This is a genomic window from Streptomyces sp. NPDC091209, from assembly GCF_044757755.1.
Taxonomy (GTDB): Bacteria; Actinomycetota; Actinomycetes; order Streptomycetales; family Streptomycetaceae; genus Streptomyces.
The window spans coordinates 141826-157044 of sequence record NZ_JBIVVR010000005.1; the positions used below are offsets into that span (position 1 = coordinate 141826).

General features: G+C 71.7%; 15 protein-coding genes, 1 pseudogene and 1 riboswitch. Of the genes and pseudogenes, 5 read left to right on the forward strand and 11 right to left on the reverse strand.

What is annotated here, in order from left to right; translation table 11 throughout:
• Positions 1–57: 57 nt before the first annotated feature.
• Together ACIQRL_RS16225 and ACIQRL_RS16230 are read right to left on the reverse strand one after the other, a co-directional pair.
• Positions 58–2625, reverse strand: a complete 2568-nt coding sequence (locus tag ACIQRL_RS16225) for an ABC transporter permease (RefSeq protein WP_401331865.1) — start codon at positions 2623–2625, stop codon at positions 58–60.
• A gap of 244 nt (positions 2626–2869) precedes the next feature.
• Positions 2870–3658, reverse strand: a pseudogene (locus ACIQRL_RS16230) (ABC transporter ATP-binding protein); the annotation flags it as partial.
• 225 nt (positions 3659–3883) lie between these two features.
• Here ACIQRL_RS16230 and ACIQRL_RS16235 point away from each other — a divergent pair.
• Both ACIQRL_RS16235 and ACIQRL_RS16240 read left to right on the forward strand, forming a co-directional pair.
• On the forward strand, positions 3884–4123 hold the full coding sequence (locus ACIQRL_RS16235; RefSeq protein WP_401331866.1) for a toxin-antitoxin system HicB family antitoxin: 240 nt from the start codon (positions 3884–3886) through the stop codon (positions 4121–4123).
• 4 nt (positions 4124–4127) lie between these two features.
• Positions 4128–4502, forward strand: a complete 375-nt coding sequence (locus ACIQRL_RS16240) for a fic family toxin-antitoxin system, toxin component (protein ID WP_355838583.1) — start codon at positions 4128–4130, stop codon at positions 4500–4502.
• A 30-nt stretch (positions 4503–4532) separates the two neighbouring features.
• Here the strand turns inward: ACIQRL_RS16240 and ACIQRL_RS16245 are convergent, their stop codons facing one another.
• From ACIQRL_RS16245 to bioB, 4 genes are all read right to left on the reverse strand, one after another.
• A complete protein-coding gene (locus ACIQRL_RS16245; protein WP_401331867.1) occupies positions 4533–5222 on the reverse strand; it encodes a class I SAM-dependent methyltransferase in 690 nt (229 codons plus the stop codon).
• A 284-nt stretch (positions 5223–5506) separates the two neighbouring features.
• Positions 5507–6223 (reverse strand): dethiobiotin synthase, encoded by a 717-nt coding sequence (gene bioD, locus ACIQRL_RS16250; RefSeq protein ID WP_401331868.1) that lies wholly within the window; start codon positions 6221–6223, stop codon positions 5507–5509.
• Position 6224: 1 nt separating this feature from the next.
• Positions 6225–7520 (reverse strand): adenosylmethionine--8-amino-7-oxononanoate transaminase, encoded by a 1296-nt coding sequence (locus tag ACIQRL_RS16255; protein ID WP_401331869.1) that lies wholly within the window; start codon positions 7518–7520, stop codon positions 6225–6227.
• Positions 7513–8784, reverse strand: a complete 1272-nt coding sequence (gene bioB, locus ACIQRL_RS16260) for a biotin synthase BioB (RefSeq protein ID WP_401331870.1) — start codon at positions 8782–8784, stop codon at positions 7513–7515. The genes ACIQRL_RS16255 and bioB overlap by 8 nt, the downstream gene beginning before the upstream one ends.
• A gap of 170 nt (positions 8785–8954) precedes the next feature.
• On the opposite strand from bioB, the gene ACIQRL_RS16265 reads away from it, so the two are divergent.
• Positions 8955–10079, forward strand: a complete 1125-nt coding sequence (locus ACIQRL_RS16265) for an 8-amino-7-oxononanoate synthase (protein ID WP_401331871.1) — start codon at positions 8955–8957, stop codon at positions 10077–10079.
• Positions 10080–10130: 51 nt separating this feature from the next.
• Here ACIQRL_RS16265 and ACIQRL_RS16270 read toward each other — a convergent pair whose 3' ends face one another.
• The gene (locus tag ACIQRL_RS16270; RefSeq protein WP_401331872.1) at positions 10131–10355 is read right to left on the reverse strand and encodes a DUF397 domain-containing protein; all 225 of its coding nucleotides are present in this window, start codon (positions 10353–10355) and stop codon (positions 10131–10133) included.
• Positions 10356–10366: 11 nt separating this feature from the next.
• Positions 10367–11224 carry a helix-turn-helix domain-containing protein gene (locus ACIQRL_RS16275; RefSeq protein WP_401331873.1) on the reverse strand — a complete coding sequence of 286 codons (858 nt, stop codon included), beginning with the start codon at positions 11222–11224 and terminating at the stop codon, positions 10367–10369.
• A gap of 211 nt (positions 11225–11435) precedes the next feature.
• Between ACIQRL_RS16275 and ACIQRL_RS16280 the strand changes: the two genes are divergently transcribed.
• Positions 11436–11894: an ATP-binding protein gene (locus ACIQRL_RS16280; protein ID WP_401331874.1), complete on the forward strand. Its 459-nt coding sequence runs from the start codon at positions 11436–11438 to the stop codon at positions 11892–11894.
• A gap of 174 nt (positions 11895–12068) precedes the next feature.
• Here the strand turns inward: ACIQRL_RS16280 and ACIQRL_RS16285 are convergent, their stop codons facing one another.
• Complete coding sequence (locus ACIQRL_RS16285; RefSeq protein WP_401331875.1) at positions 12069–13007, reverse strand: LysR family transcriptional regulator; 939 nt, start codon at positions 13005–13007, stop codon at positions 12069–12071.
• A 110-nt stretch (positions 13008–13117) separates the two neighbouring features.
• Between ACIQRL_RS16285 and ACIQRL_RS16290 the strand changes: the two genes are divergently transcribed.
• On the forward strand, positions 13118–13849 hold the full coding sequence (locus ACIQRL_RS16290) for a LysE family translocator (RefSeq protein WP_401331876.1): 732 nt from the start codon (positions 13118–13120) through the stop codon (positions 13847–13849).
• On the opposite strand, the gene ACIQRL_RS16295 is transcribed toward ACIQRL_RS16290, so the two are convergent.
• Together ACIQRL_RS16295 and ACIQRL_RS16300 are read right to left on the reverse strand one after the other, a co-directional pair.
• Positions 13803–14375 (reverse strand): DUF6328 family protein, encoded by a 573-nt coding sequence (locus ACIQRL_RS16295; RefSeq protein ID WP_401331877.1) that lies wholly within the window; start codon positions 14373–14375, stop codon positions 13803–13805. The two genes, ACIQRL_RS16290 and ACIQRL_RS16295, sit on opposite strands and share 47 nt — an antisense overlap.
• Positions 14376–14478: 103 nt before the next feature.
• Positions 14479–14952: a C40 family peptidase gene (locus ACIQRL_RS16300; protein ID WP_401331878.1), complete on the reverse strand. Its 474-nt coding sequence runs from the start codon at positions 14950–14952 to the stop codon at positions 14479–14481.
• Positions 14953–14955: 3 nt separating this feature from the next.
• A riboswitch (cyclic di-AMP (ydaO/yuaA leader) is annotated at positions 14956–15142 on the reverse strand.
• Between the last annotated feature and the right edge of the window lie 77 nt (positions 15143–15219).

Sequence of the window (15219 nt, forward strand, 5' to 3'; positions counted from 1 at the left end):
ACTTGTCCCGGCTATGGGCGGCTCGCCCCGGTCCGCCGGACCGGGGCGAGCCGGCGGTCACTCGTGCGCGATGGCCGCGAGGACATTCATGCGCGACGCGCGCAGCGCCGGGAGCAGCGCCGCGACGATCCCGACGACGGCCGAGCCGATCACGACCGCGACGATCGTCGTCCAGGGGATCGCGAGCGCCTTCATGCCCTGCAGCGCGAGCACCTGTTGGACGCAGACACCCCAGACGATCCCCAGCGCCAGACCGAGCACCGCGCCGAACACGGCGATCACCACCGACTCCAGACGGATCATCCGGCGCAGCTGGCGCCTGCCGAGCCCGATGGCACGCAGGAGTCCGATCTCGCGGGTGCGCTCGACGACCGACAGGGCGAGGGTGTTGACCACGCCGAGCACCGCGATGACGATCGCGAGCCCGAGCAGCGCGTACACGAGGTAGAGCAGCACGGCGATCTGGTCGTGGACCAGCTTCTTGTAGTCGGCCTGGTCACGGACCTGGACCTGGGGATACGGGGTGAGGGTCTGCTCCAGACGGGGGCGCAGCCGGTCCGGGGCGGTGCCCGGGGCCGCGTTCACGTACAGCGCCGAGTCCTGCCCGCCGGGCACGTACTTCTCGATCGTGCCGAAGCCGATGACGAGCCCGCCCTGCATCCCGAACCCTCCGCTGCCGGCCTGGTCGGTGAGCGCGCCCACCGTCAGATCGGCCCTGCGGCCGGCGGGGAACTCGACGGGAATCGTGGCGCCGACCCGCACGCCGTGGTCCTCGGCGAACTTCGCGTCCATGGCGATGCGACCGTCGCCGAGCGCCGCGGCGGTGTCGCCCCGCGCATAGGTGATGTGGGCGACGTCGTCGAGCTGCGGATCGTAGGCCGAGGCGGTCGTCTCGACCCGCTTGCCGTCGGGCAGCCGGACCGCGACCGGGGTGAACCGCTGGCGGACCACGAGCCCGACGCCCTCGGTGGCGCGGACCTTGTCCGTGACCTCGTGCGAGAACGGCACGAAGTTGGCGTTCTGGAGCACGAAGTCGGCGCCGAGGGTTTTGTCGATCTGTTGGTCGAAGGACTTGCTCATGGACGCGCTGGCCACGGACATCCCGCCGACCAGGGCGAGTCCGACCATCAGTGCGGCCGCGGTGGCACCCGTGCGCCGCGGATTGCGCAGCGCGTTGCGCTGACTCATCCGGCCCACCGGACCGAAGAGCGCGGGGAACGCGCCCCCGAGGACGCGGATCACCGGCCGGACGAGCAGCGGCCCCGCGATCACCGTGGCGATCAGCGTCAGGACGACCCCGAGTCCCAGCAGGGAGGCCGCGGTCGAGGTCTTCGTCGAGGCCGCGCATCCCGCGAGAGCAGCGGCCCCGGCCGCGCCGACGACTGCGCCCACCACGGCCCGTACCCGCAACGGCCTTCCCACGCCCGTGACTTCGGCGTCCGAGAGGGCCGCCATGGGGGAGACGGTCGCCGCGCGCCTGGCCGGGAGATAGGCCGCGACGTAGGTGACGCCGACCCCGACGACGTACGCCGCCACGGGTGTCGGCCAACCGATCACCATCTCCGTGGACTTGAGGTTCATGCCGAACGCGGTCATCAGCTTGATCAGCCCGACCGCCAGCCCGATCCCGGCCGCCAGGCCGAGGGTCGAACCGACCAGCCCGAGGAGCAGCGCCTCGGTGAGCACCGACCGGCGCACCTGGCGGCGGTCGGCGCCGAGCGCCCGCAGCAGCCCGAGTTCCCGGGTGCGCTGGGCGATCAGCATGGAGAAGGTGTTGACGATGAGGAATATGCCGACGAGCACCGCGATCCCGGCGAAGCCGAGCATCACGTACTTGATGACGTCGAGGAATCCGCCGAGCTGGGCGGCGGAGGACTTCGCCTGCTCCTCGGCGGTCTTCACGTCGTAGGTCCTGGCGCCGAGTTCGGCGGAGACGCGCTGCTTGAGCACGGCGTCGTCGACGCCCGGTGCCGCGTCCACGGAGACGCTCGTGGCGACGTCGGGGCGGCCGAGCAGCTTGGTCTGCGCGGTCGGGGTGTCGAGGAAGATCAGTGCGGCACCCGGGTTGGTGGTCGTGAAGGTGGCGATCCCGACGATGCGCACCTCGAACGAGCCGGGCTGCGCCTGCACCGTCAGGGTGTCGCCGATGCCGAGGTGCTTCTTGTCGGCGGTGTCCGCGTCGAGCAGGGCCTCGCCGCTGCCCCGCGGCTCGTGCCCGGAGGTCAGTTTCACCGGACTGCGTTCGGTGATCTGCCAGTTGGTGACGATGGTGGGGGCGCCTGTGGTCGGTCCGACCGACTTGTTCGCGCTGTCGACGACCGGGGCGTTCTCCACCGACGCGTCGACATGGGTGGCGGCGACTCCGTCGACCTTGGCGAGCCGGTCCGCGAGCGAGGCCGGCACGGTCTCGGTGGCTCCGGTCGGCAGTTGCGACTTCAGGTCGTTCTTCGGCTCCACGGTCACATCGGCCGCGGTGGAGGCGAAGAGCCGGTCGAACGTGCGGGTCACCGTGTCCGAGAAGATGAGACTGCCCGCGACGAAGGCCACGGACAGCACGATGGCCAGCGCCGAGAGCAGCAGCCGGCCTTTGTGCGCGAGAAAACTTCGCAGTGTCGCCTTGAGCACGACCGCCTCAGTCCTTGTCGAGGGTTACGTCACCGGAGTCGCGGCCGGGAGCGATGCCACCGGATCCGGCCTGGGCCGTGTCACTCGCGCCGTCGGCGGGGGCCGTAGCGGCGGAGTCGACCTCGGCGGGGGCCGTAGCACCGGAGTCGGCAGGGACGGGGGCCGTGTCACCGGAGTCGGCCTCGGCGCGCGGTGCGGCGCCGGAGCCGCCGGCGGGCACCGCTTCGCCGGGCGCGCCGCGCCCGCCGTCGAAGGTCACCCGCGTCGTGTCGAAACGCTTCATCCGCTCCAGCACGGCTTCTGCCGAGGGCCGCTCCATCTCGTCCACGATCCGCCCGTCCGCGAGGAAGAGCACCAGGTCGGAGTGGGCGGCGGCGCCCGGATCGTGCGTCACCATGACGACGGTCTGGCCCAGCTCGTCGACGGCCTCGCGCAGGAAGCCGAGGACTTCGAGGCCCGCGCGGGAGTCGAGGTTGCCGGTCGGCTCGTCCGCGAAGATCAGCTCGGGCCGGGAGGCGAGCGCCCGGGCGCAAGCGACCCGCTGCTGCTGCCCTCCCGAGAGCTGGGCGGGCCGGTGCTTCAGCCGGTCGCGCAGCCCGAGGGTGTCGATGACCTGGTCCAGCCACTTCTGGTCGGGCTTCTGGCCCGCGATGTCCATGGGCAGCGTGATGTTCTCCGCCGCGTTCAAGGTGGGGATCAGATTGAAGGACTGGAACATGAAGCCGATCCGGTCCCGCCGCAGCCGGGTCAGCTCGCGGTCCTTCAGCCCGGTGATCTCGGTGTCACCCAGCCACACCTGCCCGGCCGAGACGGTGTCGAGGCCCGCAAGGAGGTGCATGAGGGTGGACTTTCCCGAGCCCGAGGGGCCCATGACGGCGGTGAACCGGCCGCGCGCGATGTCGACGTCGACCGAGTCGAGGGCCAGCACCGTGGTCTCGCCGGATCCGTACGCCTTGGTCAGGCCGCGGGCGCGGGCGGCGATCCCGTCCCCCTCCGCGCGGCCGGGAACCTGCTCCGCAGCAGCTGTGGACAAGACCGCCTCCTCTGTGATGGATGTCCTGACTCCTCGTCCGGCCCGAGCGTAGTGTGATCCGGGGCACACCTGGTATCCCCCCTAGGTCCCGCACGGTCTCCGCCCCAGGGTGTGCCCCCGAGGTCGATGTAAGGGGCAATCTCCACCGCGGTTCTCCACCGCCGTCCTCCACCCCTGGGCCAGGCCCTCTTGCCTGTGCTAGCGATATCGCGCTAGCTTCGAAGGATGGCGAAGACTCAGCTGAACGTCCGGGTGGACGAAGGCACGGCGCGGGCCGCCCGGGAGCGAGCCCTGGAACGGGGGATGAGCGTGAACCGCTACATCGAGGAGCTGGTCCGGCAGGACACCGGGGAAGTCGGCCACACCTTCGTGGAGGCCGCCGCCGATTTCATGAAGCAGTACGAGTCCGTGTTCGCCGAGGAATTCGGCTCGGACCGTGAAGGCACCCGCGAAGGTCGTCGTTGATCCCTTGAGCAGTCTCAGAGTCGATCTTGCCTGGCTCCTCATGATCGCCGAACAGAAAACGCCCGGAGATCCCCAGGTCACCGACTGGGGAGCCCTCGTCGCCGCCGTGAGCCGGCACGAGGCGGAGATCTTCGGCATCCCCGTCTACGACAGCCCGCACGCCCGCGCCGCCGCGCTGCTCCAGCTCCTGCTGCACGTCCCGGCGCTCGAACGCTCCAACGCGATGTTCGCCTCGGCCGTCGCGTACGCCTATCTCGTCGCCAGCGGCCTGAAGGTCGTCACCTCACCCGAACAGGTGCGGGAGCTGGCCCGCCTGGTGAAGAACGGGGAGGCCACCGTGCACGACATCGCGCACGAGCTGCGCCGCTGGAGCCTGTGACGCGGTTCCCCTGACCGCCCCGACATCGTCCTAGCCCGGCGGTCGGCGGGCCGAGCCCAGAACGCAGTACGAGGTGGGCAGGCGCGGTCCCTTCTCGGGCATCAACAGCCTGCGGTAAGGGCCCAGTTCGAACCCCGCCTCACGCAGTGCGGCGATCGGGTCGCGGGCCACGTGGCAGCCGCCGCACAGCCGCGGCCACACCGTGGCGTCCAGGCCCCGCTGAACGGACCCCATCAGCCGTCCGCCACCCCTGCCGTGCTCGAAGAACCGCACCGTGCCACCGGGGCGCAGCACCCGTCGTACCTCGGCGAGCGCCCTCGGCACGTCCCGCACGCTGCACAGCACCAGCGAGAGCACGGCGGCGTCGTACGCCTCGCTCTTGACCGGGAGCGCCTCCGCGGCGCCGGGCGCCACATCGACGGGCACCTCGCAGCGCAGCGCCGCCTCCACCGCCAGCTGGCGGAGCAGGCGCTCGGGTTCGATGGCGACGACCTCCGAGACGGCGCCCGGATAGTGCGCGAAGTTCAGGCCGTTGCCCGCGCCGATCTCGATGACCCGTCCGGACAGTCCGGTGAGCAGCCGTTCGCGCACCCGGCCCATCCCCATGCGGGTCTCCGCGCCGCCGCTGAAGCGGGCGTAGTAGCGGGCGAACACCGGATGGTGCACGGCCTCCGGAGAGACCTTGCCCGAGCCGGCCGACCGGAGCGGCGTGAACGGCATGACGGACCTCCCGGGGGACAGGGCTTACCGAGATTGTCCCCCCGGGACGTCCGCCGCACGCGCCCCGCGTGCGGGGCCCCCTCTACGTCAAAGGGCCCGACACCGATGCTCGTCCGGACGGGTGAGGGCGCGCCGTGCTGCCCCACGCGTCCGGGTACGCCTGCTGGGAGCTGGGAGCCCGGAGTCCGGAGTCCGGGAGTGCAGAGCCCGGGGTGCGGGAGTGCAGGGCCCGGGGTGCGGAACGGAGTGGTTCACACCCGGGGTGGCCCGCAGGGGGGTGTCCGTCAGATCCTGTGTTCCGCCGCGAAGGCGTCCGCGTTCCAGCGCCCGCCCAGCCGGTGGTCCAGCCAACTCGGCGCCCCCGCACGGAAGTCCGCGGGCGAGTGCGAGCCCGCGCCCGCCGGAACCGCGCCCAGCAGCGGCGCCCCGGACACCGCCGGAAGATCCCCGAGATTGCACCGCATCGCCAGATCGGGGGAGTCCGGCCAGCTGCCGATCACCACACCCGCGAAGTCCAGCTCCCGCGACCGCAGTTCACGGGACGTCAGCTCCGTCGTGTTGAGCGTGCCCAGTCCCGCCGAGGCGACGACCAGCACGGGCGCGTCCAGCAGCCGGGCCACGTCCGCCAGCGTCCCGTCCTCGTCGTCGAACCGGACGAGCAGACCGCCGGCGCCCTCGACGAGGACCAGATCGTGCTCGGTGGCCAGTTTGGCCGCGGCCTCCGCCGCCGACTGCGGGGACACCGCCGCCAGTCCGGCACGCCGGGCCGCCGTCGCGGGCGCCAACGGCTCCGGGTAGCGGCCCAGTTCGAGTGTCGTGACGGCCCCCGCGAGCCGGGCCACCTCGTCGGCGTCGCCGCGCTCGTGCGGACCTACCCCCGTCTGGGCGGGTTTCAGGACGGCCACGGACCGCCCGGCCGCGAGCGCCGTGGCGGCGACGGCGGCCGTGACGACCGTCTTGCCGACCTCCGTGCCCGTCCCCGTGATCACCAGTACCGCCATCTCAGCCCTCCCGTGCCGCCGCGCAGACCGCGCGGGTGATCCGTGCCAGGTCCCTGTCGCCCGTGACGTACGGCGGCATCGTGTAGACGAGGTCGCGGAACGGCCGCAGCCACACGCCCTCGCGCACCGCAGCCGCCGTCGCCGCCCTCATGTCCACCTCGTGGTCGAGCTGGACGACTCCGATAGCGCCGAGCACACGCACCTCCCGGACACCCGGCAGGGCGGCGGCCTCCGCGAGACCGTCCCGCAGACCCGCCTCGATCCGCTTCACCTCGGTCCGCCAGTCCTGACCGAGCAGCAGGTCGATGGACGCGCACGCCACCGCGGCGGCGAGCGGGTTGCCCATGAAGGTCGGGCCGTGCGCGAGCACCGGGACCTCGCCGCGCGAGATGCCGTCCGCCACCCGCGCGGTGCACAGCGTCGCCGCCATCGTCAGATACCCGCCGGTCAGCGCCTTGCCGACACACATCACGTCCGGGGTCACACCCGCGTGGTCCGCCGCGAACAGCTCACCCGTACGGCCGAAACCGGTCGCGATCTCGTCGAGGACCAGCAGCACGTCGTGCGCGTCGCAGGCCTCGCGCAGCACCCGCAGATACGCGGGGGAGTGGAACCGCATCCCGCCCGCACCCTGGACCACCGGCTCCACGATGACGGCGGCGAGCTCGTCGGCGTGCCGCCCGATCAGCTCGCGCAGATGGTCGGCGTACGACTCCTCGTACCCGGCAGGCGGCGCGTCGGCGAACACCTGCCGCTGGAGCACGCCCTGCCACAGCTCGTGCATCCCGCCCTCGGGGTCGCACACCGACATGGGCTGCCAGGTGTCCCCGTGATAGCCGCCCCGCCAGGTCAGCAGCCGCTGCTTGCCCGGACGGCCGAGCGAGCGCCAGTGCTGGAGGCACATCTTGACCGCGACCTCGACGGAGACCGAGCCGGAGTCGGCGAGGAAGACGTGCTCCAGACCCTCCGGCGAGATGTCGACCAGCCGCTTCGCCAGCCGCACGGCGGGCTCGTGGGTGAGCCCGCCGAACATCACATGGCTCATGCGGTCCAACTGGCCGCGTGCCGCCTCGTTCAGAACCGGGTGGTTGTAGCCGTGGATCGCCGACCACCAGGACGACATGCCGTCGATCAGCTCGCCCGTGCCGTCGGCCAGCCGCAGCCGGACCCCGCTCGCCGACTCCACGACCAGCGGATCCTGGCGGCCGGGCATCGGCCCGTACGGGTGCCAGACGTGCCGTCGGTCGAGGTCGAGCAGTTCCCGCACGGACAGCTCGGGCGCGGACAGGTCAGGCATTGGGCGCGAGATCCGTTCCGGCACCGCGGCGACGCACGGAGACGAGGTCCGTACGGGCGTCGGCGGGCAGCTCGGCCGCAGCCGCGGGCACCGTGGCCGCAGTCGCGGGTGCCTCGGCCGGAGCCGCGGAGGCCGAACCGCACACCCCGCCGCCGCCCTCCTGGGACCCGCAGCCGGCCTCGGCGTGCGAGCCGCATCCCGCGCCGCCGTGCGCGCCGCACCCGGCCTCGGCGTGTGAGCCGCACCCGCCGCCGGCCGGCGCGCGGTGCTCGGGCAGCGTCACCTCGCCCGCGTTCTCCACCTCGAAACCGGCGTCCGCGATCATCTCCAGGTCGGCCTTGCCCGCCTGGCCCTCACTGGTGAGGTAGTCACCGAGGAAGATCGAGTTGGCGAGGTGCAGGGCGAGCGGCTGGAGGGTGCGCAGATGCACCTCGCGGCCACCGGCGATACGGACCTCGACGTCCGGGCAGACGAACCGGACCATGGCGAGAATGCGCAGACAGCGCTGCGGGGTGAGGTTCCACTCCTTGGCGAGCGGGGTGCCCTCGAACGGGATCAGGAAGTTCACCGGAACGGAGTCGGGGTCGAGCTCGCGCAGCGCGTACACGACGTCGACGAGGTCCTCGTCCGACTCGCCCATGCCCGCGATCAGACCCGAGCAGGCGGACAGCCCCGCCGCGTGCGCCTTCTGGACGGTGTCCACCCGGTCGGCGTACGTGTGGGTGGTCGTGATCTCCCCGTACGTCCCCTCGGACGTGTTCAGGTTGTGGTTGTAGGCGTCCGCGCCCGCCGAGCGCAGCCGCTCGGCCTGGCCGTCGGAGAGCAGGCCGAGACAGGCGCACACCTCGACGTTCTCGTTCTGGTCCTTGATCGCCTTGATGGTGTCGGAGACCCGGTCCACGTCACGGTCCGTCGGGCCGCGCCCACTGGCCACCAGGCAGACCCGCTTGGCGCCCCCGGCCAGCCCGGCCGCCGCGGCCCGGGAGGCCTCGTCGGGCTTCAGCCAGCTGTACTTGAGGATCCCGGCCGTGGAGCCGAGTCGCTGCGAGCAGTACGAGCAGTCCTCCGGGCACAGGCCCGACTTCAGGTTGACGAGGTAGTTCAGCTTCACCCGTCGGCCGAACCAGTGCCGGCGTACCTTGCCGGCCGCGGCCACCACGTCCAGCACGTCGTCGTCGGAGGTGGCCAGTACGGCCAGCGCCTCTTCGCGGGTCGGCAGCTCGCGCCGAAGCCCCTTGTCCACCAGCGTGTTCAGCAGGTCCATGAGGTCCGATCCTGGACCATGCGACCGCTCTCGGCCAAGGAGAGTTTGCACAACAGAGATGGTTCGACGTGTGGGTATTGCCACATCCTGGCCCGCTGGAGCGACCGCTAGGGTCTGTTCACTGCCTACAAAACACCGTCACCGCACCCGCGGCGAGCCCCGGAGGACCCATGGCATTCGGCTGGATCGACGAGCAGGCCGAGGCGCGCCGCCGGGCCGGACTGGTGCGTACGCTGCGCCCGCGTCCCGCCGACTCGCCGCTGCTCGATCTCGCGAGCAACGACTACCTCGGGCTCGCCCGGCACCCGGAGGTCATCGAGGGCGCGGCCCGTGCCGCGCGCACCTGGGGCGGCGGCGCGACGGGTTCGCGGCTCGTCACCGGCACCACCGAACTGCACGGTGAGCTGGAACGCGAGCTGGCCGACTTCTGCGGCTTCGAATCCGCGCTCGTCCTGTCCTCGGGCTACGCGGCCAACCTCGCCGCCGTCACCGCGCTCGCGCCGCACGGCTCACTGGTCGTCTCGGACGCGGGCAATCACGCCTCCCTGATCGACGGCTGCCGGCTGGCCCGCGGCACCACCCAGGTGGTCGGTCACGCGGACCCCGACGGCGTGCGCAAGGCGCTCGGCACCCACGACGGACCCGCCGTCACCGTCTCCGACACGGTCTTCTCGGTGGACGGCGACGCGGCACCGCTTCGCGAACTCGCCCTCGCCAGCCGGGAGTTCGGCGCCGGACTGATCGTCGACGACGCGCACGGACTCGGCGTCCTGGGCGACGGCGGCAGGGGCGCTCCGCACGCGGCGGGGCTCGCGGGGGACCCGGACGTCGTCGTGACGCTCACGCTCTCCAAGTCGCTGGGCAGCCAGGGCGGCGCGGTCCTCGGCCCGGCGGCGGTCATCGACCATCTCGTCAACGCGGCGCGCACCTTCATCTTCGACACCGGCCTGGCGCCGGCGGCGGCGGGCGCGGCGCTGGCGGCGCTGCGGTTGCTGCGCCGCGAACCGCAGCGGGCGGCGCGGGCGCGCGAGGTGGCCACGGCGCTGCACACCCGGCTGACGGCGGAGGGTCTCTCCGCGGTACGACCCGACGCCGCGGTCGTCTCCGTGCGGGCACCGTCCCCCGAACGGGCGGTGCGATGGGCGGCCGACTGCCGCGAGGCGGGCCTCGCCGTCGGCTGTTTCCGTCCCCCGTCGGTGCCCGACGGTGTTTCGCGGCTGCGGCTGACGGCCCGCGCGGACCTCACCGAGGAGCAGATCGAGCACGCGGTGGACGTGATCAGTCAAAACCGGTGAACCGGTGGAGCCGTGAACCTCTGGAGCGGTGGTGCGGTGAACCGTGCGGGGTCAGTTCAGCCCGGTGATGAACCCCTCCCAGACGCCGGGGGTGAACATCAGGGCTGGGCCCGCCGTGTTCTTGGAATCGCGCACCGCGACCATTCCGGACCAGGGTCCGGAGCCCGGGCGCGCTGTCTCGACGCAGTTGTTCATTCCGGTACTGCGGCTGCTGCGCAGCCATCGCACATCGTGCAGTGAAGTGCTGGAGGGTACGTACCGAGGCATTGCAGACATGAGGTGCCTCCTTACGCGCCGTCACCTATCCCGGCGATGTAGTCCAACGAGTCATCGGGCGAAAGGGCGTGGAACTGAAGGGCGTTGAAGGCCTCGGCGTAGGCCTGGAGGTCTTCTTTCCGTTCGAGATAGAGGCTACTCGTCAAGTGGTCGAGAACAACCACGTCCAGATCAGTTGTGTTCGGAAATGAGAAAATAACGAAAGGGCCGGTGATTCCGATGTGTGCCCCGGCGGCGAACGGCAGTACCTGGAGCCGCACTTGAGGCAAGGCGGCCGCTTCCGTCAGTCGGCGTAGCTGACGTGCCATCACATCGGGGCCGCCCACCTCCCGTCGTAACACCGCTTCGTCCAGGACGGCGGACAGTTCCAGCGGCGGGTCCGAACGCAGCACGTCCTGCCGGGCCAGGCGCACCTCGACCAAGGCGTCGAGCTTGCTCTCCTCCAGTCCGTCCACGGCGGCCCGCGTCACCGCGCGGGCGTACTCCGGCGTCTGCAGCAGTCCGGGTACGACAGAGGTCTCCAAGGTGCGCATACCGCTGGCTCCCGACTCCAGACTGATGAAGTCGCGGTACGTCGGCGGGAGCACCCCGCGGTACGCGTGCCACCAGTGATGGCGGCCGTTGCCCTCGGACCCCGCCAACACGACGAGGAGTTCGCGCAGTTCCGGATCCTCGACGCCGTACGCGTTCAGAAGGCGTTCCACGTCGGCCGGTTTCACCCCGCTGGTGCCGGTTTCGATGCGGCTCACCTTCGACTGGTGCCAGCCGAGCAGGCGGGCAGCCTCGCCGCTCGTGAGGCCCGAGCCCGCGCGCAGTGCGCGCAGTTCGGCGCCGAGCTTGCGGCGGCGTACCGCGGGACCGTGCTGCATGGCTGTTCTCCTTACTCCTTCCAAGTCGCCCGAATACGCTCTGCCGACGCAGAGTTCACCGCATCGAGCGACAGATATATGCATTACTCGGTGGATCGCACCCGCGACCGGCCCGGTAATGGCAGTCTGGCGCAAGCACCAGTCCGGGACCGTACTCGAACCGTCCGCTCGGTGTCGGGCTCCGGTCCGGTGGGAAAGGGACGACGTCGCCATGGCAGATCACCAGGAAGCATCCGTCACGCTGCCGAGCGAACCGGCCTCGGTTTCCGTGGCCCGTAAATTCGTCGCCGAAGTGCTGGCCGAATGGGGCCTGCCACGCGACTGCGAAGTCGCCGAGACCGTGCGCCTGATCGTGTCCGAACTGGCCACCAACGCCGTCCAGCACACCTTCGGGCAGTCGCCCACCTTCACGGTCGGCGTTCGTCTCGACCGGGAGGAGCGCCTGCGCATCGGTGTCACCGACAGTCATCCGCGCTTTCCGAAGCGGCTGCCCGCGGCTGTCCAGCAGGACAACGGCCGGGGCATGGTGATCATCCGCTGGCTGACCGCCGAATGCGGCGGCGGACTCAGTGTCCGGCCGACCGCCGAGGGCGGCAAGACGGTCTCCATCGAACTCCCGTGGACGGTGCCGATCCAGCCGGTTCCGGCCGGGGGGCCTCAGGAGCCTTGAGAACCCGCCGTGCGGGTACATCGTGCGGACAGGCCGTGGGGGCACACCGTGCGGACAGGCCGAGCGGACAGGTTGTGCCGAGGACCGCGCGGACCGACCGTTCGGACAAGCCGTTCGGACCGTTCGGGCGGGCCGGTCGGCCACCGTGCTCGAACGGGCCGATCGGTCCGGCTCTCAGACGTCCGGGCGGTTGCCGGGCCGGTGTTGTCCGGCCCGCCCGAAGGCGCCGCGCAGCAGGGCACGGAACGCGTCGGCCGCGGGTGCCGTCACATCCGTCCGGTGGACGACCGAGATCGTACGGCGCAGATCCCCCGGCTCCAGGAGCCGCGTTCCCACCGGTGTCGCCGCGGTCGCCGCCACCATCTCCGGCACGACCGCGATCCCGAGCCCGGCGCTGACCAGCGCGCACACCAGGGCGTATCCCGGGGTCTCGACGAGCACCGCCGGAGTGGCCCCCGCCCGGGCGAGCGCGGCCTCCACGCCCTGCCGGGGAGGGTGGTCCGGCGCCATGCTGATCAGCGGCTGCCCGGCCAGCTCGGCGAGCGGGAGCCGGGCCGAACCGCCCGCGAGGAGGTGACCGGGAGCGGTCACCAGCACCAGTTCCTCGACCAGGACCGGCTCGACGGCCACGGACGACGGGAGCGGGACCGGCGGGGCGGGCTGGTAGGTGTGCGTGAGCGCCAGGTCGACCTCGCCGGCCGCGACCGCCGCGATCCCGTGCGGAGGTTCGTAGTCGGCGACCGCGAGGGCCACGTCCGGGTGGGCCCGCCGGAAGGCGCTGAGCACGGGCGGCAGCAGATGGATGCCGGCCGTCTGGAAGGTGCCGAGCCGCAGTGTGCCGCCCGACAGTCCCGTCAGACGGGCCAGTTCGTGCCGGGCCAGCTCCATCTCGTCGAGGACCCTGCGGGCCCGCACGACCAGCAGTTCACCCGCGCCGGTGAGCCGTGTCCCGCGATGGGAGCGCACCAGCAGAGTCGCCCCCGCCTCCCGCTCCAGTTTCGCCACCTGCTGGGACAGGGCCGGCGGGGTGTATCCGAGGCGTTCGGCGGCCCGGGTGATCGACCCCGCCTCGGCGACCGCCACCAGCGCCGCGAGCCGCGTCGGGTCGTACATCGCACCCCTCCCGGGCCCGGCGGCACTCTGCCGGGTCTAAACGATTGCTTAAGGCCTGCCCAGGATATTCGACATACCTGCTGAAGGCCCGGGCCGGGCAGCCTGGGGGCATGGACGCACAGCTCATCGCCTTCACCGGAGTCGCCGCGGGCATGGTCGCCATGCCGGGCGCGGACTTCACCGTCGTCGTACGCAACGCCCTCGTCTCACGCCGGGCCGGGGTCGCGTGCGCCCTCGGCATCGCGGGCGGGCTGCTGCTCCACACCGCGCTCGCCGTCGCCGGGGTCGCCGCGGTCCTCACCGCCGTGCCCGCGCTGTTCCGGACGCTCCAACTGCTCGGCGGTGTCTACGTGCTGTACCTGGGCCTGCGCACGCTCCGCGCCCTGGGCCGTCCGCGTGGACCGGCGGCCCACGGAGTCGGCCCGCTTCCGGGAGCCGCGGTGGTGGCGGTGGGGGCCGGCCCGCTTCCGGGCACCCTGATGGCGGAGGGGGCGGGAACGCGTCCGGGTGGAGCCGTGGTGGCCGGGGCGGCGGGCCCGGGCGCGCGTCCGCTGCGGCAGGGCTTCGTCACCAACGCGCTCAACCCGAAGGCGCCCGTCACCTTCCTCAGCCTGCTGCCGCAGTTCGTGCCCGCGGGCAGCCCCGCGATGCCGCGGACGCTGCTGCTGGCGCTGATCGTGGTCGTTCTCGCCCTGGTGTGGTTCCCGGCGGTCGCGCTGCTGGTGGACCGGCTCGGACGATGGCTGCGCGAGCCGCGTGCCGCACGCGCCGTGGAGGCGGTCACGGGCGGCGCCCTCACCGTTCTGGGCCTCGTCCTCCTGCTGGAGCCTCTGAGGAGCTGAGACGGCGCTGCACGAGCCGGGGCAGCAGCCCCCACAGCGCCAGACAGACGGCCAGGGTGCCCGACCCTGCCGCGATGCCTGCGGCGCGCCCCAGCGTCACGTCGACGACCAGCAGCACCGAACCGGCGAACGCCAGCGTCAGGACGTACAGGCCGATGGTCGCCAGCAGCGAGGAGACCCGCACGATGGTGGGTTTGGCGTTCCGCTGGAACAGCGACCGGTGCAGGGCGGCGGGGGCCGTGAAAAGGGCGGCGGCCAGCACCGCCAGCAACAGCGTGACCACGTAGGTCGCGCGCTGCACGGTGTCCAGGGTCGGGAAACGCTGGGTGAAGGCGAGCGTCAGCAGAAAGGCGAAGAGGATCTGCACCCCGGTCTGGGTGACGCGCAGCTCCTGGAGCAGCTCGGCGAAGTTGCGGTCCGCCCGTTCGAGGCGTGTCTCGTCGCGGCCGGACGTCCGCTCGTCCGGGGACGGCTCGCTTCGCGCGGACGTCTCGTTCCGGGACGCGTGGGCCGGGTCGGCGGTCATGGGGAACGAGTAACCACTCCGGCCCGTGTTGCACACGATTCACGCGCCGCGTGTCCCCCGGGCGGGCGGCACGCGTCACGTGCCGCCCGCCCGGGGGACAGGGTCAGCTGACCCTGCCGTACCAGACGCTTCTCGTCCAGATCCTCTCGAGCTTCACCACTTCCCCGGTCTTCGGGGAGTGCCAGATCTTTCCCTTCCCGGCGTAGATGCCGACGTGGTACACGTTCCGGCCCGAGTGGAAGAACACGAGGTCACCGGCCTTGCGGTGCGAGGCCGAGACATGGTGCGTCTTGTTGTACTGCGCCGCGGCCGTACGAGGCAGCTTCTTGCCCGCCTTCTTGTACGAGTAGAGCGTGAGCCCGGAGCAGTCGAAACGGTGCGGTCCCGTGGCGCCCCACTGGTAAGGGGAGCCGTGCTTCGACGCCGCGACCTGGAGTGCCCTCGTCGCAGGGGTGGCCGCCTCGGCGGCGGGTGCGGCGCCGGGGACCACGAGGCTGCCGCCCACGGCGGCAAGGGTGAGCGCCGAGGCCGTACCGGCCCGGGTCCACAGCGACGGGACACGATTGAGCGCAGTCATGCGCAACCCTTCGTCAGCCGCCTGTGAAGGATGACCTGTCGGATTCGGGCTGGCGAAGTTGCCCGGCCGCAGCTGCGGCTTCACCCCAAGGACCGCCCGGAACTGTTCCGGCGACCCGTCTAGCTGGGTCCTCCACTCCTGCCGATGCACATCTGTCGACCGGTCATCCGGGCGGCGGCAGGACTCGGCGTCCGCCCGGACCGCCCCGCCGCTGTGGCGGGGGCTTGTCGTCGGAAGGGATCTTCACTCATGAGTGTCGGAAATGCC

What these genes read in the sequence shown, in the direction of transcription:
- ACIQRL_RS16235 (WP_401331866.1), top strand. Translation starts at nt 3,884, where the DNA reads ATGGCGAAGACTCAGCTGAACGTCCGGGTGGACGAAGGCACGGCGCGG.
- ACIQRL_RS16245 (WP_401331867.1), bottom strand. Translation starts at nt 5,222, where the DNA reads ATGCCGTTCACGCCGCTCCGGTCGGCCGGCTCGGGCAAGGTCTCTCCG.
- bioD (WP_401331868.1), bottom strand. Translation starts at nt 6,223, where the DNA reads ATGGCGGTACTGGTGATCACGGGGACGGGCACGGAGGTCGGCAAGACG.
- ACIQRL_RS16255 (WP_401331869.1), bottom strand. Translation starts at nt 7,520, where the DNA reads ATGCCTGACCTGTCCGCGCCCGAGCTGTCCGTGCGGGAACTGCTCGAC.
- bioB (WP_401331870.1), bottom strand. Translation starts at nt 8,784, where the DNA reads ATGGACCTGCTGAACACGCTGGTGGACAAGGGGCTTCGGCGCGAGCTG.
- ACIQRL_RS16265 (WP_401331871.1), top strand. Translation starts at nt 8,955, where the DNA reads ATGGCATTCGGCTGGATCGACGAGCAGGCCGAGGCGCGCCGCCGGGCC.
- ACIQRL_RS16270 (WP_401331872.1), bottom strand. Translation starts at nt 10,355, where the DNA reads ATGTCTGCAATGCCTCGGTACGTACCCTCCAGCACTTCACTGCACGAT.
- ACIQRL_RS16275 (WP_401331873.1), bottom strand. Translation starts at nt 11,224, where the DNA reads ATGCAGCACGGTCCCGCGGTACGCCGCCGCAAGCTCGGCGCCGAACTG.
- ACIQRL_RS16280 (WP_401331874.1), top strand. Translation starts at nt 11,436, where the DNA reads ATGGCAGATCACCAGGAAGCATCCGTCACGCTGCCGAGCGAACCGGCC.
- ACIQRL_RS16285 (WP_401331875.1), bottom strand. Translation starts at nt 13,007, where the DNA reads ATGTACGACCCGACGCGGCTCGCGGCGCTGGTGGCGGTCGCCGAGGCG.
- ACIQRL_RS16290 (WP_401331876.1), top strand. Translation starts at nt 13,118, where the DNA reads ATGGACGCACAGCTCATCGCCTTCACCGGAGTCGCCGCGGGCATGGTC.
- ACIQRL_RS16295 (WP_401331877.1), bottom strand. Translation starts at nt 14,375, where the DNA reads ATGACCGCCGACCCGGCCCACGCGTCCCGGAACGAGACGTCCGCGCGA.
- ACIQRL_RS16300 (WP_401331878.1), bottom strand. Translation starts at nt 14,952, where the DNA reads ATGACTGCGCTCAATCGTGTCCCGTCGCTGTGGACCCGGGCCGGTACG.